Origin of the sequence: Nitrospirillum pindoramense (assembly GCF_007827955.1) — a bacterium.
GTDB classification, from domain to species: domain Bacteria; phylum Pseudomonadota; class Alphaproteobacteria; order Azospirillales; family Azospirillaceae; genus Nitrospirillum; species Nitrospirillum amazonense_B.
This window is the reverse complement of sequence record NZ_VITR01000008.1, coordinates 130,438-146,040: the sequence shown is the minus strand read 5'-3', so window position 1 is coordinate 146,040 and position 15,603 is coordinate 130,438. Positions and strand designations below refer to the sequence as shown.

General features: G+C 67.1%; 9 protein-coding genes. 5 read left to right on the top strand and 4 right to left on the bottom strand.

Features of this window, described 5'->3' with window-relative positions; translation table 11 throughout:
- Positions 1-5 precede the first annotated feature (5 nt).
- The 5 genes from iolE to FBZ90_RS15005 all read left to right on the top strand — a co-directional run bounded on the left by iolE (position 6) and on the right by FBZ90_RS15005 (position 9,646).
- A complete protein-coding gene (gene iolE, locus FBZ90_RS15025) occupies positions 6-920 on the top strand; it encodes a myo-inosose-2 dehydratase (RefSeq protein ID WP_145733408.1) in 915 nt (304 codons plus the stop codon).
- On the top strand, positions 917-1,726 hold the full coding sequence (iolB, locus tag FBZ90_RS15020; protein ID WP_145733406.1) for a 5-deoxy-glucuronate isomerase: 810 nt from the start codon (positions 917-919) through the stop codon (positions 1,724-1,726). The genes iolE and iolB overlap by 4 nt, the downstream gene beginning before the upstream one ends.
- Before the next feature lie 332 nt (positions 1,727-2,058).
- Positions 2,059-4,968 carry a TonB-dependent receptor gene (locus FBZ90_RS15015; RefSeq protein ID WP_246130430.1) on the top strand — a complete coding sequence of 970 codons (2,910 nt, stop codon included), beginning with the start codon at positions 2,059-2,061 and terminating at the stop codon, positions 4,966-4,968.
- Between the two features lie 114 nt (positions 4,969-5,082).
- Positions 5,083-7,419 carry a GH92 family glycosyl hydrolase gene (locus tag FBZ90_RS15010; protein WP_145733404.1) on the top strand — a complete coding sequence of 779 codons (2,337 nt, stop codon included), beginning with the start codon at positions 5,083-5,085 and terminating at the stop codon, positions 7,417-7,419.
- A gap of 88 nt (positions 7,420-7,507) precedes the next feature.
- Positions 7,508-9,646, top strand: coding sequence for an alpha-L-fucosidase (locus FBZ90_RS15005; protein WP_145733402.1), 2,139 nt, complete (start codon positions 7,508-7,510; stop codon positions 9,644-9,646).
- A gap of 19 nt (positions 9,647-9,665) precedes the next feature.
- Here the strand turns inward: FBZ90_RS15005 and FBZ90_RS15000 are convergent, their stop codons facing one another.
- The 4 genes from FBZ90_RS15000 to nagA all read right to left on the bottom strand — a co-directional run bounded on the left by FBZ90_RS15000 (position 9,666) and on the right by nagA (position 15,603).
- Positions 9,666-12,050 (bottom strand): beta-N-acetylhexosaminidase family protein, encoded by a 2,385-nt coding sequence (locus FBZ90_RS15000; protein WP_145733400.1) that lies wholly within the window; start codon positions 12,048-12,050, stop codon positions 9,666-9,668.
- Positions 12,050-12,952 carry an ROK family protein gene (locus FBZ90_RS14995; protein ID WP_145733398.1) on the bottom strand — a complete coding sequence of 301 codons (903 nt, stop codon included), beginning with the start codon at positions 12,950-12,952 and terminating at the stop codon, positions 12,050-12,052. Before FBZ90_RS14995 ends, FBZ90_RS15000 begins: the two co-directional genes overlap by 1 nt.
- A gap of 134 nt (positions 12,953-13,086) precedes the next feature.
- On the bottom strand, positions 13,087-14,208 hold the full coding sequence (locus FBZ90_RS14990; protein ID WP_211102055.1) for an ROK family transcriptional regulator: 1,122 nt from the start codon (positions 14,206-14,208) through the stop codon (positions 13,087-13,089).
- Between the two features lie 222 nt (positions 14,209-14,430).
- Positions 14,431-15,603 carry an N-acetylglucosamine-6-phosphate deacetylase gene (nagA, locus tag FBZ90_RS14985; protein ID WP_145733394.1) on the bottom strand — a complete coding sequence of 391 codons (1,173 nt, stop codon included), beginning with the start codon at positions 15,601-15,603 and terminating at the stop codon, positions 14,431-14,433.

The following is a 15,603-nucleotide window of genomic DNA, read 5'->3' as shown; positions in this document are numbered from 1 at the left end:
CCCCCATGTCCATCCGCCCCGGGTCCATCCGCTTCGGTGTCAGCCCCATCGCCTGGATCAACGACGACATGCCCGAACTGGGCGGGGCGACGCCGGTGGAAACGGTGCTGGCCGATGCCCATGCCATCGGGTTCAGCGGGATCGAGCTGGGGGGCAAGTTCCCCCGTGATCCCGGGGCGCTGAAGCCCTTGCTGGCCCGCCATGGCCTGGATCTGGTAGGCGGCTGGTACAGCGGCGGCCTGCTGGCCCACGACGCCGATGCGGAGATCGCCGCCCTGCAGGGGCATCTGGCCCTACTGAAGGCCATGGGCAGCACCGTCTTCGTCCATGCCGAGACCAGCAACGCCATCCATGGTGACCGTGCCCGGCCGCTGGCGCAGACGCCCCGGCTGGATGAGGCCGGGTGGGCCGCCTTCGGCCGGCGGCTGACCGATGTCGCCGACTACATCGCCCGGCAGGGGCTGCGTTTCGCCTATCACCATCACCTGGGCACGGTAGTGGAGGGGCCGGAGGACTTGGCCCGCTTCCTGGCCCACACCGGCCCGTCGGTGGGCCTGACGGTGGATACCGGCCACGCCGCCCTGGGCGGCATCGACGCGGTGGAGGTCATCCGCACCCATCCGGCCCGCGTGGCCCATGTCCATTGCAAGGATGTGCGCCAGCCGGTGTTCCAGGCCCTGCTGGACCGGGGCGGCAGCTTCCTGGACGGGGTGCTGGACGGCATGTTCACGGTGCCCGGCGACGGGCGCCTGGACTATGGCGCCGTTATGCGCGCCCTTGCCGATATCGGCTATGCCGGCTGGGTCATCATCGAGGCGGAACAGGACCCCGCCAAGGCCGACCCGCGCCGCTATGGCGAGATGGGCCTGCGTCATCTGCAACAGGCGGCGGCCGGTGCCGGCCTGGCGGTGGTGTCATGAGCGCGTCCCCCCTGCTGGTGCGGCCCCAGGCGCCGGACGCCACCGGCCGCGTGCTGGAGGTGACGCCGGAAAGCGCCGGCTGGATCCATGTCGGTTTTCGCCTGCACCGGCTGGCGCCGGGCCAAACCCTCGACGGGGTGGAGCCGGGCCGTGAGGCCTGCTTGGTGGTGCTGTCTGGCACGGCGCGTGTGACAGCGGCAGACCTGGACCTGGGGCCCATCGGCGGCCGCGCCAGCGTGTTCGAGGACAAGGCCCCCGGGGCGGTCTATGTACCCGCGGGCCAGCCCTACCGCGTCGTGGCGACCGACGCCGTGGAATTAGCGGTCTGCACCGCGCCGGGGCTGGTCGGCGCCGAGCCGCGCCTTATCCCGGCGGATGACATGCCGCGCGAGGTGCGCGGCCAGGGCACCAACACCCGGTACGTGCGCAACATCCTGCCGGAGGGCAAGCCGGCGGACAGCCTGCTGGTGGTGGAGGTCATCACCCCCGGGGGCCACTGGTCCAGCTATCCACCGCACAAGCACGACACGGCGGAGGCCGGGCATGAGACGGCGCTGGAGGAAACCTATTACCACCGCCTGAACCCGCCCCAGGGCTTCGCCTTCCAGCGCGTCTACACCGACGACCGCAGCCTGGACGAAACCATCTGCGTGCAGGATGGCGACCTGGTCATGGTGCCGCGTGGCTACCACCCCGTGGGCGCCCCCCATGGCTACGACCTTTATTACCTCAACGTGATGGCGGGGCCGGAGCGCCAGTGGATATTCCGCAACGATCCGGCGCACGACTGGATCATGCGGCGTTGAGCCGGCCGTGCCAGCCGGTTTGGGAAACTGCGGCGCAGGATTCCAGAAAATCCATAAGACTCTGAGGCTTAATCGTCGGGCTCGTGCGTCCGTCGAATTCCAGGCTCGTGGCTACAGAGCCACAAAATAGAATTTTCAAATCAAAAATAGTTAAAATAGAAAAAATGAATTGACTTGAGCCCCCGCCGGGCGTTCCTCTGTGGTTAGAACGGTGTGCTGAATCCGTGTTCCCCGGGGCGGGTGCCCAGGGAACCAGCCACCGCTCCACAAAAATCGGGGAGCAAGACATGGGCCTGGGCAAATTCAGGGCTGGCCTTCTGGCGGGATCGACGATGATGGCGTTCTCGCTGCCGGCCATGGCGGGTAGCATCACGGGCACGATCGTGGACCCGGCCACGGGCAAGCCCCTGCCGGCCACGGCCATCACCATTCCCGGTACCTCCTACACGACCGCCTCGGGTGAGGATGGGACCTTCACCTTGGCCAACGTGCCGGAAGGGACCTACATGGTGACGGCCTCGCGCGCCGGCCTGCACACCAGTTCGACCCGCGTGACCGTGCCCAAGGATGGCTCGGTCATGGTCAGTTTCGAGGCGTACTCCGCGGCACTTGAGGAAATCGTGGTGGCGGCCAACCGCTACCAGGCCTCCAGCCTGCAGATGAACGCCAGCAACACGGTCGACGTCATGTCGGCGGCGGACCTGGAACACACGGCGGTGCACAACGTGGCGGAGGCCTTGGGCCTGCTGCCGGGCGTGAACGTCATGAACACGGGCCAGTCCTTCGTAGGCGGCATCGATGGCGCGTCGCGCGGCGAGGGCATGTTCACCTCCATCCGCGGCCTGAACGGCGAGTACAATGTCAACCTGATCAACGGCGTCAACGTGGCCCAGGGCATGCCCTACAGCCGCGAGGTGCAGTTGAGCCTGCTGCCCCCCTCGGGCCTGAGCACGATCGTGGTCAACAAGACCTCGCGGGCCGACATGGACGGCGACGCCATCGGCGGCACCGTCGATTTCCGCACGCCCACGGCCTTCGACTATAACCAGCCGCTTATGTTCAGCTTCACCGCCAGCGGCCGGCTGGAGACGCGGGCGCAGGACTACAACAAGAGCAGCCTGGGATACGGCCTGGCGGGCGAGGCGGCGGGTAAGTTCGGCCGCGACAACCAGTTCGGCGTCTACGTCAGCGCCTATTACGACATCCGCCATTACGCCAACAGCGAAATGGGCGCGGTGATGGAGTCCACCTGCTGCGACAACGCCTGGGCCTTCGCCGTGGCCAACGCCGACGGCAGCAACCCCAGCAACCTGGACCCGTCCAAGAACCTGGAAACGACGGGTTTCAACGCCGGCGTCTCCTCCGGCTATACGGAGCGCTACGGTGGCAACGTCTCGCTGGACTGGCGACCGGATGACACCACCAGCGCCTTCTTCCGCCTGGGCTACGCCGTGGCCCAGACGGAACAGAACAGCACGCTCAGCCAGCTGGTCGGCATGAACGTGACCTATGACCAGATCGGCAGCACCAGCCTGTACCGGCCCAACATCCAATACCTGTCCACCCGCCTGTGGTACGAGACCAACCCGGAATATTCCGACCTGGCGACGGCGCAGTTGGGTGGTGAGAAAAAGTGGGGCAACTGGACCGTCAGCCCCAGCGCCTTCATCAGCTGGGGTGACAATGACCGCCCCAACCACATCGAAATCTCCACCCGCTCCACCCAGAACGACGGCAACGGCTTCGCCTACGGCAACAGCACGCTGGCGACGTATGTGAACGACCTGCCCTATCCGCTGGTCGGCTCGCAGATCATCTCGCAGTTGGGCAACGTCGCCAGCCTGCCGGCGCGCGACCGGGGCGAGCTGACGGAACAGTACAGCGGCCAGGTGCGCGGCGGCGGCAAGTTGGATGTCCGGTACGACGTGAACGCCGGCCCGCTGGACTTCATCAAGTTCGGCGTGAAGTACCAGGACAGCGAGCGCCAGGTGACCAACCGGGACTGGTACAACGGCAACTTCAGCGACGGCCGCACCTTCGGCTCATTGGGCATCATCAGCGGCAATTATTCGTCGGTCTATCCGGGCGTCTACAATTGGTCTGTGCCGGTCATCGACCAGGCCGCCCTGTTCCGCCTGTACAACACCTATTCCAGCCCCAGCAACCTGGACAGCTGCAGCAGCCTTTATGTCAACAACTGGAACTGCAACACTCAGAAGGGGACGGAAGCGGTGTCGGCCGCCTATGTCCTGGCCAACCTGAAGTTCAACGACCTGGAGGTCATCCCCGGCTTCCGGTTCGAGCACACGGCCATCCACAACACCTTCTGGGTCACGCCGCACGATGCCGATGGCAACGAGCTGGCGGGGCACTGGGGTTATAACTCCACCCATTACAACGAGCCGCTGCCCAGCATCTTCGCCAACTACCGGCCCGACGACGACTCCGTCTACCGCGCGGCCATTTGGACCAGCTACACCCGCCCGCCCTTCGTGCAGTTGGGCGGTGGCTCGCAGACCAGCATTTCCAACGGCGTCACCACCATCACCGAAGGCAACCCCAACCTGAAGGCCATCACCGCCGTCAACTATGACGTCTCCGGCCAGTGGGACACGGGCCACGGCGGCAACCTGATGGTGGCGGGTTATGCCAAGCAGCTGTCGAACTACATCTACGATAACGGCAGCACCTATACGAACTCGGCAGTCACCAACAGCAGCTCTGTGATCTTCCACCACCCCACCAACGGCGGGGATGGTCAGGTCTATGGCATCGAACTGTCCGCCCGGCAGAAGTTCCAGGACATGCCGGCGCCCTTCGATGGCTTCGGCCTCGGCGCCAACCTCACGCGGCAGTGGACCTCGGTCAACACCAAGGCGGCGGGGCTGGACCCGAACGAGCGCATCCAGAACGCCCCGGAATGGATGGCCAATATCGAGGCCTTCTATGAAAAGGACGGCTTCACCCTGGACCTGATCTATCACTACACCGGTGCCTATGTGGCCCAGTACGATTACCTGGGCCTGGGCAGCAGCTGGGATGACTTGTGGGTCCGGTCGTCCCAGCGGGTGGATTTGCATGCCGGCTACGACTTCGGCTACGGCGTTCGGGCCGACCTGTCGGTGGCCAACCTGTTCGACGACGTGTCCTACTGGTCGCACATCGGCAAGTCGAGCCTGGCCATCTCCGACGTGGTGGAGACGGGCCGGACCATCCTGGTCAGCATGAAGTACAGCTACTGATACGCTTTGAGATGAAGGGTCCCGGTGGCGATCACCGGGACCTTTTTCTATTCTGCGGGCCTGGTCGGCGGCGTGATCCGCGATCTGAACCAGCGATGACGGAGGGCCTTTCCCATGATGACACGGCGTGACCTGCTAGGCGGCGTCGCCGCGGCGGCCCTGGTGCCGCTGGCGGGCGGTGTGTCGGGCGCCTTCGCCGCCGCCAAGGCGGCCGGAGGATATTGCCGGCATGTCGATCCCTTCATCGGCACGGGCGGCCATGGCCATACCTTTCCCGGCGCCACCGTCCCCTTCGGCATGGTGCAGTTGAGCCCCGACACCAACACCGCCGGCTGGGACGCCTGCTCCGGCTATCACATCCAGGACACCACCATCCTGGGCTTCTCCCACACCCACCTCAGCGGCACGGGCGTGGGCGACATGATGGACGTGCTGGTGGTGCCACGGGTGGGCCCGGTGCGGCTGGACCCCGGCACACCCGAAGTCCCGGGCGAGGGCTATCGCGCGCCCTTCGACCATGCCGATGAACAGGCCTCGCCCGGCTATTACCGTGTGCGCCTGAAGGACAGCGGCATCGAGGCCGAACTGACGGCCACGGCGCGGGCGGGCCTGCACCGCTATCGCTTTACCCAGAGGAAGGACGGGGCGCACCTGCTGATCGACCTGGCGCATGGCTTCCAGGACCCCGCCGGCTCGGTCACCCGTATCACCGGCGCCACGCTGCGCCTGGTGGGCGACGACACGCTGGTCGGCGGCCGCCAGGTTCATCAGTGGGGGCAGGGGCGCGTCATCCATTTCGCGCTGAAACTGTCACGGCCCTTCGCGGCGGCGCGGCTCTACACCAACGATCACGCCCTGCCTGAGGGGGCCAGGGAGGTGCAGGGCGCCGCGCTGAAATGCGTGCTGGACCTGCCCGACGCCGCGTCCGCCCCCCTGTTGGTCAAGGTGGGGCTGTCGGCCGTCGACGTGGACGGCGCCCTGCGCAATCTTGAAGCTGAAATCCCCGGCTGGGATTTCGACGGCGTGCGCGCGGCGGCCACAGCGGCGTGGGAGGCGGAGCTGGGCCGCCTGGCGATCACCAAGGGCGGCGACGCCGCCGACCTCAAGATTTTCTATACCTCGCTCTACCACGCCCTGCTGGCGCCCACCTTGTTCAGCGACGTGGACGGCCGCTACCGCGCCATGGACAGCACCGTTCGCCAGTTGCCGGCCGGGGACAACAACTACTCCACCTATTCGCTGTGGGACACCTATCGCGCCCTGCATCCGCTGTTCACCCTGGCGCAGCCACCCCGGCGCGTGGGCGACATCGTCGGCGGCTTGGTGCGCATGGCGGAGGAAAGCCCCGCCGGGCCGCCCGTCTGGCCGTTGCAGGGCACCGAGACGGGCTGCATGATCGGCTGGCATTCCGCCGTGGTGCTGGCCGAGGCGGCGGCCAAGGACATTCCAGGTGTCGATTACGCCCGCGCCTGGCCCATTTTCCGCAAACAGGCGTTCCAGGGCCAGACCAGCGGCCTGCCGGAATACCGGCGCCTGGGCTATATCCCCAGCGACACGGTGGAGGAGGCGGTCAGCAAGACCCTGGAATACGCCTATGACGACTGGGCCATCGCCCGGCTGGCCGAGGTGGCGGGCGCGCTGGACGACGCCCGGATCTTGCGCCAACGTTCTCTGAACTATCGCGCCCTGTTCGACCGCGACATCACCTTCATGCGCCCGCGTTTCACCGACGGCAGCTGGGCGCGGCCCTTCGACCCGCGCGGCATGGGCCATAGCCGCAAGTGGCGCGACTTCACCGAGAGCAACGCCTGGCAGGCGACCTTCCTGAACCAGCACGACATCTATGGCTACATGGCTATGTTCGGTGGGCCGGCGGCGTTCGAGGCCAAGCTGGATGAACTGTTCACCACCAGTTCCGACCTGCCGGACGACGCGCCGCCGGACATCGCCGGCCTGGTGGGCCAGTACGCCCATGGCAACGAGCCCAGCCACCACATCGCTTATCTCTACGCCTATACCGGCGCCCACCATAAGACCCAGGCGCGGGTGCGCAGCCTGCTGAAGACCATGTACCGGGCGGACCCGGATGGCCTGGCCGGCAACGAGGATTGTGGCCAGATGAGCGCCTGGTACCTGATGAGCGCGCTGGGCCTTTACGCCGTCGACCCTGTCACACCCATCTATGTCTTCGGCTCCCCCCTGTTCGACCGGGTGGAGGTGGCGGTGGGTGAGGGCCGGACCCTGGCCATCGAGGCCATGGGCAATGCGCCCGATAGTCCCTACATCCAGTCGGTGATCTGGCAGGGCAAGCCTTACACCCGCAGCTGGATCCGGCATGCCGATCTGGTGCGGGGCGGGCGGCTGGTATTCACCATGGGGCCCAAGCCCAACCCCGCCTTCGGCGCAGGCAAGGACAACCAGCCGCCCTCCTTCGGTGGCTCAACCGCCTGAGACGCTTTTGCCATTCCGTCAGCCCCTTGGACATGGCATGATTTATTTAATTCATTTTCATTAAGATAAGCCTGTCCAGGGGGCGTCCATGTCACGCAGTTTCTTGCCGTCACGCCGTGCCCTTCTGGCCAGCGGGGCGGCCACCGGCGTTCTGTCGCTGGCAGGGCCGGGGGCCCTGGCCGCGCAGCCGGTACCGACACCCCAGTCCTGGGGGGCCGTGCCCACGGCGCGGCAATTGGCGTGGCATGAGATGGCCGCCTACGCCTTCGTCCATTTCAGCATCAACACCTTCACCGATCGGGAATGGGGCTATGGCGATGAGTCGCCGGCCCTGTTCAACCCCACCGACTTCAGCGCCGACCAGATCGTCGGTTCCGCCAAGGCCGCAGGCCTGACCGGCCTGATCCTGACCGCCAAGCATCATGACGGCTTTTGCCTGTGGCCCAGCCGGTATACCGAGCACTGCATCCGCAACAGCCCCTACAAGGACGGGCGGGGTGACATTGTCGGTGAAATGGCGGCGGCCTGCCAACGGGCGGGGCTGCGCTTCGGGCTCTACCTGTCGCCGTGGGATCGCAATCATGCGGAATACGGCCGGCCAGCCTATATCACCTATTACCGCAACCAGTTGCGCGAGTTGCTCACCAGCTACGGCCCCCTGTTCGAGATGTGGTTCGACGGCGCCAATGGCGGCGATGGCTATTACGGCGGCGCGCGCGAGAAGCGCTCCATCGACGCCGAGAGCTATTACGACTGGACCAACACCTGGGCCCTGGTGCGGCAGTACCAGCCCGACGCCGTCGTCTGGGGCAACTGGGGCCGGGATTCCCATGGACCCTGGGGAGCCGACGCCCGCTGGGTGGGAAATGAGGAGGGATATGCCGGCGACCCCTGCTGGGCGACCGTGGGCGACGCCCCCTACACCCAGGAGATTGGGGAGCATGGCGTGCGGGGTGGGGCGCACTGGCGTCCGGCCGAGGTCGACGTGTCCTTGCGTCCCGGCTGGTTCTGGCACGCCCGGGAGGATGCCGACGTCAAGTCGGTGGGCCGCCTGGTGCGGCTGTATTTCGAGTCCGTGGGCCGAGGCGCCAACCTGATCCTGAACCTGCCGCCCGACCGGCGCGGCCGCATCCCCGATCATGACGCCGCGATGCTGGCGGGCTGGGGCGATACCCTGCGCGCGACCTTCGGCACGGACTTGGCCAAGGGGGCCATGCCGCGGGCCAGCGCGACGCGCGGCCCCGGCTTCGGCCCGGACACTGTCCTGGATGGGCGGCCGGATACTTATTGGTGCCCCCCCGACGCCATCAGGGCCGCCGACCTGGTGCTGGAATGGCCGGCACCCCGCGTTTTCGACGTCATCCGACTGCGCGAATACCTGCCGCTGGGTCAGCGGATCGGCACCTTCACCCTGGAGATCTGGGAGGGTGACCGGGCGGCCTGGGTCGAGGTGACCCGCCACACCGCCATCGGCAGTCAGCGCCTGGTGCGCCTACCGGCGCCGGTGTCCACGACGCGGTTGCGGTTGCGCATCCTGGACGCCGATGCCTGCCCCGCCATCCGCGAGGTGGGGCTATTCCGCCTGCCCGACCTGGTGGAAGAGCCGACCATCCACCGTGACCGACGTGGCATGGTCACGCTGTCCAGCGACTTGCCGGGCGCCGCGCTGCACTACACCACCGACGGCAGCAGTCCGACCCTGCACTCACCCCTCTATCAGGACCCATTCCCCCTGCCGGACGGCGGCATCGTCCAGGCCCTGTGCCATCTGCCGCGCACAGGGTCCAGCAGCGCCGTCGCCAGCCGGATCTTCGACGTGTCCAAGGCGGACTGGCGGATCGTGTCGGCCACGGCGCCGGGCGCCGGGGCGATCATCGATGACGATCCCGGCAGCCTCTGGGTCACCGGCGGTGCCGCCTTGCCCCATTCCGCCGTCGTGGATTTAGGCGAGCGGCGCCCGTTGAAGGGCGTCACGCTGCTGCCCGCCGGTCAGCGTCCGCCGGGCGTGGGGGCGCCCGCCGGCTATCGCATCCAGGTCAGCGAGGATGGCAAGGCCTGGGGTCCTGCGGCGGTGGGCGAGTTCGCCAACATCGCGGCCAATGCCAGCGAGCAACGGGTGATGTTCCCGGAGGTGCGGCCCGGCCGTTTCGTCCGGCTGGAAATCACCCGCGGCGCCGGCGGTGAAGGCCAGGTGGCCTTCGCGGAGCTGGGCGTGGTGACGCGCTGAACGTCAGGCCAGAGAATCGTCAAGGCTTGGGGATCAGCCAGGTTTCCGCCACCTGGTGTCCCCGGCCGCTGCCACCCATGCCGGGCGGACGCGTCCATTCCAGGTCCAGCGTCCCGCCACGGGTCGCCGCCTGCGGAATGTCGAACTCCAGCGTTGACGGGTTGCGCGGGCGGCCCAGGGGCGGGTGGATCTCGATATGGCCGTTGGCGACCAAGCGCATGGGCAGGGCGTAGTCTTCGCCCGCATAGGTCACGCGCAGGGTGTAGGGCCGTGAGGGATCCAGATGCCGATAGCGCAGATGGATCGGCCGCTCGTACAGCGTCTCGGCATAGGTGATGCAGGACAGGCGCCAGCCGTCGTCGGGGATCTTGTCGGCGATGCCGTCAATGGCGCTGTCGTAGAGTTCCGGGTCCTGGGCATAGTCCCGCCCCCGCACCAGATGCGGCTCGCGTTGGGGATCGCCCAGATCGTCGTATAGGCTATCCGGCGTCGGCTGCGCCCAGGCGACGATCTCCGCTAGCCGCTTCTGTCGCGCGGCCTCATCCGGCAAGCGGGTGATGTCCTCGAACTGGCGTGTCAGCCAAACGCGGTCGTTCAGGCTGGTGTCCACCCGGTCCAGGTTGGCCCCGCGCTCGATCCCCGACGCGCCATACCGGCTGACGCTCAATTGCAGGCCGACATGGGCGTAGAGACGCCCCGCCAGGTCAAACAGCTTGTCGCGCAGGTGGCTGGTTTCCGCCCCATCCGGCTGTGCCAGCGTGGCCGAGGCCGCCGCCATCGCGTCCAGGCTGCCCCGCGCGGGCGCCTGGCCCAGCAGGGCCAGGGCCTGCGCCTCGCGACTCCCTTCGGCCGTGGCCCTGGCTCGGGCGTAGGCGTCGTAATAGGCGCGATAGAGCAGGGACTCGAAACGCCAATTATCCGTCAGAGCGGGCAGGCCCACCAGGGCCTGGAAGCCCTGCAAGGTGGCGTCGACGCCGCCGTTGTCCTTGATGGCGCCCACCCAGGAGCGTTCCAACCCCATGATCAAGGCGGCCAATCGGTCACCGGCGCCAGCATCGAGGAAATAGCGCGCATAATCGCGCAGGATATCCTCGGGTCGGGTGGTCGGATCCCAGCCCAGTCGCGTCCACAGCGCCTTGTTGACGTCGTCGTTCACCCCTTCCGAATAGGTGACGAAGCCGGCGGTAAGCCCGGCGAAGTGCCGGAAGATCAGCGTCTGGGCCTCCGGGCGGGGATTGACCGGTTCCCGCCCCTCCAGCAGGGCGAAGGCGGGATCCCACCGAGGCACCGGGAACTGGGCGTGCAGGGTGTGGCCAATGTCGGGATAGAATTGGATGGGATAGACGCGAGGCACCCGGGCGCGCTGCACCGGCAGGGAATCGCGCGATTGAGGTCCAAAGAAAACCCCGGTCAGCCAATCCGGGTGCTGGGCCAACAGGCGATAGAAGTCCTCATAGTGCGCTTGGTCGAACCCCTGGGCCGACACCCAGAGCTGGGCGGCCGGATGATAGCGCCGCAGGATGCGCGCCTCCCGTTCCAGCAGGGGGAACAGCAGGGTGGGCGGCGTGTGTCCGGGGTCGCCACCCGGCACGTACAGGGCATGGATGTGCGGAAAGCGCCGGATGAGATCCTCGAACGCGGCCAATTCCTGGTCCACCGTCGCCGGGTCGGCGTAGTTGTCGCGCATCTCCGGGTAATAGAGATCACAATCCAGGCCGTACTTGTCCAGCAGGCGTGCGATGCCCAGGGTGGTGTCCAGGGCCGGGGCCGGGAACAGGGGGCTGGTCGGCTCATCGTCCGAGGCCGGGGCGATCAGCTGGATGGCGTTGGTGCCGAACACCGCCAGGTCGCGGATGTGCTGTTCGAACTGCGCCAGCGTCCAGGCGTCATAGGTGTTGTTCTTGAAGCGATAGCCGATCTGATGGCCGCGCACCGGCTGCGCCGGGCTGGTGGACAGATTCAGCGGATGATCCAGGACGACATGACCCGGCGTCATGCTCAGCGTGCGCAGGACATGCCCGATGCCGAACAGGACGCCCCGGCTGTCGTTGCCGGCGATGACCAGGGTGGTTTGCCGCCCATGGCTTTCGGTCCGAAGGCTGTAGCCCTCGGGCTTGGTCGCGCCGGCGGCATGGGTGATGACGATGCGCACGGCTGCGTCGTCCATGGGCGCCGGGTCCTGGGACGGCGACACCTGGGACCAGGCGATGCCGGTGCGCTTGCGCACCTCATCCACCAGCATGTCAACGGCGGCGGCCTCCGGCCCCTGGACCCGCGGGGCCACGACAACGGCCGCCGACAGATCCAAGGGGGATACCGTCTGCGCGGCGCCTGGGGTGGGGTAGGACACGGCGGCGGCCACGGTGGCCAACACCACCGCGGCCCAGTGCCGAGGGGACAGCATTACAGGGTGCGTTCCCACAGGCGCGCGGCGCCGCGCACGCCGGAGGAATCACCCCAGCGGGCCGGAACCAGCTTCGCTTCCCAGACGTCGGTGAAGAGATAGGGCCGGATGGCGCCGCCCAGCCGGTCGTAGATTTCGGTGACGTTGGACAGGCCGCCACCGAAAACGAAGACATCCGGATCGACGATGTTGCTGACCAAGGCCAAGCCGCGACCCAGCCGGTCGATGAAGCGATCGAAGGCCGCGACGGCCTCCGGCTCGTTGCGCCGCATGCTCTGGATGATGGTCTCGGCGTCCAGCTTGCGCCCCGTGACCGCCTTGAATTCCCGGCTCAACCCCGTGCCGGACACCCAGGTTTCCAGGCAGCCCTTGTTGCCGCACCAGCAGTCGGGCGCCGGTACCTCATCGGCCTTGGGCCAGGGCAGGGAGACGTGGCCCAATTCACCGGCCAGGCCGTTGGCGCCCTCGATCAGGCGGCCATCGATCACCAGGCCGCTGCCACAGCCGGTACCGAGGATGACGGCGAAGGCGATGCGTGCGCCAGCGGCGGCGCCGTCGACAGCCTCTGACAAGGCCAGGCAGTTGGCATCGTTGGCGACCCGGACCTCACGGCCCAGGGCGGCGGCGACATCGCTGTGAAAAACGCGGCCATTCAGCCAAACCGAATTGGCGTTGCGCATGAGCCCTGTCTGCGGGGAAATCGAGCCAGGGACGCCGATGCCCACGGTGCCCCGCGCGCCCGCTTCCGCCTCTACCCGGCTGACCAGGCGGCAGATGGTGGCGATGGCCGCGTCGTAGCTGCCGGGATTGGGCTCGCGCAGCCGCGACAGGAAACGGCCGTTGAGATCCAGGGCAGCGGCCTCGATCTTCGTGCCGCCAAAATCGACCCCGATTTGAATCATGCGTAAGCCCTCATGCAGGCTGCTGGTAGATGACAGAGATTAGGCTGTGCCTGTCGCCCCTGTTCGGCGCCTTTGCTCCGGCCCGTTGAAAGAACCATACCGATTAAAAAGGTAAAATTAAATAATTAATGCCGTCATTCGGCCGCCGTTTTCATAAGAGTTGTGCGGCTGGGCAAAAGGCGGTCATTGAAGGGCAGCAAGGCCGCCCCCACCGCGGGGGCGTCGGTGGCCGTGGCGGCCCGATGGACGGGAACGATGACGGGAATGACACCTGAATGGGCCCGCAACCGATCGTTGATCATCGCCGCCAGGCGGTCGATCAGGGGGGCCGGCAGACGGCCGCCGAAAAACACCGCCTCCGGGTTCACCAGGCAACTGACGGCAACGATGGGCGTGGTCAGCAGTTCGGCCGCCAAATCCAGCCAGTCCGCCAGAAGTTGTTGGCCGATGTCGTCCAGTTCCAGCAACTGTTCCGGCCGGGTGACGATGCTGCCCCGGGCGGCGAGGAAGGCGAACAGCGCCGACAGCGAAACCGCCTCTTCCAGGGTGCGGGCCTGGGTGCGGGGGGAGACGATGGGCAGGAAGCCCAATTCGCCGCTGCGTCCCTGGGCGCCCCGAAAGTAGTGGCCATCGATGACCATGCCGCCACCCAGGCCCTGGTTGATCAGGACATAGAAAAAGCTGGGGTCGCGCAGGCCATAGCCGAACTGAAGCTCGCCCAGGGCGGCGGCGGCGGCGTCGTTTTCCACGAAAACCGGCAGCGGCGTGACCGCGGTGAACAGGCCGGCGATGTCCGTCGTGCTCCAGGCCTCGAAACTCTTGGGACGGTTGGGCAGGTTCACCCGGCCGAGGTCATCGGGCAGGGCCACGCCAATGCCGATGATGCGGCTGAGGGGGAAAGCCTGGGTCCGCGTCAACGCGTCCATCTGCGCCGTGAAAAAGGCGCTGACCGCCTCCGGCAAGGGGAAGCACGCCTCCAGGACGGCCCGGTGGCGCACCTGCCCCAGCAGGTCCAGGACCACCAAGGTGACGTTGTCGCGATCCACGTTCACGCCGATGGCGAAGCAGCCGTCCGGGTTGATGGCCAGGCGCATGGCCGGCTGCCCCCGAGTGCCCTGCATGCGGCCCACTTCCAGGATCAGGCCGTCATTCAACAGCCGCCGGGTGATGTTCGCGATGGCCGGGGGGGTCAGCCCTGTCAGCCGGCCAAGGTCGGCGCGCGTGAGCGGTCCGCTGACGCGAATCGCCTGTAGCATCACCCTCTGGTTGTGATCACCGGCCCGCTCCAGATTCGTGCCGGAAAGGCTTGCGCCCAGGGTGGGGTGAAGGTCTGGAGGCGGGGGGCTGAGGGGCGGCTGCATCCGGCCGTGTTCCCTTTTTCAAATTAATTGTTTATTCGTTCCCATGATGAGACACCGCTGTCATAGACACAATGACGCATTTGCGGGCGGGCGAAGAAAATTAGCCAGAGAGTTGCGTCAGGCTAACGTCATACCGCCATCGCGTTGCCCCGCCACCCAGGTGTCCAGGACCCGCTGGTCGGCGTCCAACAGCACCAGGTCGGCCTGGAAGCCGGCGGCCAACTGACCCAAACGCCCGTCCAGTCCAAGGAAGCGTGCCGGATACAGCGACGCCATGCGCAAGGCCTCTTCCAAATCAAGACCCAGCAGGCTCATGGCATTGCGTACCGCCTGCGCCATATCGATGTCGGCGCCGGCCAGCACGCCATCATCCGTCACCAGGCGGCCGTCACGGCGGTGTATGCGGTCGCCATACAGGGTGAAGCTGACGGCGTCCGTTCCGGTCGGCGGCATGGCATCGGTGACCAGCATCATCTTGCCGCGCGGCTTGACGGCCAGGGCCAGGGCCAGCAGGTCGGGATGAACATGGATACCATCGACGATCAGGCCACACCAGGCGTCCTTGGCGGTCATCGCCGCCAGGGCAATGCCCGGCGAGCGGTTGTTGATAGGCGGCATGGCGTTGAACAGGTGTGTGAAGCCACGCAGGCCGGCGCGCACGGCCGCTTGCGTGCGCTCATGGCTGGCGGCCGAATGGCCCCCGGCCACCACCACGCCCGCCCGCACCAGGCGGGCGATGTCCGCGTCCTCCACCTGTTCCGGCGCCAAGGTCAGCAGCACCCGGCCCAGGTCCCCGAATTGCCGGGGCAGGGCGCACAGCCGGTCCAGATCCACCCCGTTCGGGCGGCGGATATGGCTTTCCTTATGAACACCGCGCCGGGCGGCGCTCAAGAACGGGCCTTCCAGGTGAACGCCGATGATGCCACTGCCGGGTACGGTGGCGGCTTCGGCGGCGGCCTCCGCGGCGGACACCATGGTGTTGAGGTCGTCGGTGATAACGGTCGGCAGCAGCGCCGTGGTGCCGAAGCGCCGATGCGCCGCCGCGATGGCCAGGGCGCCGGCGACGGTGGGCGTGTCATTGAACAGCACACCGCCGCCGCCGTTGACCTGCGTGTCGATGTAGCCGGGGGCCAGCAGGCTGCCTTCCGGCAGGGTGACCCGGGCGGCCCCCGCCACGGTGGCGACGGCGGGCACGATGTCCAGGATGTCGGGACCGTCCAACAGCAGGGCGTGACCGTCCAGCAGCACATCCCCGGTGAACAGGCGGGCCCCCGTCAGAAGTTGGCGCAT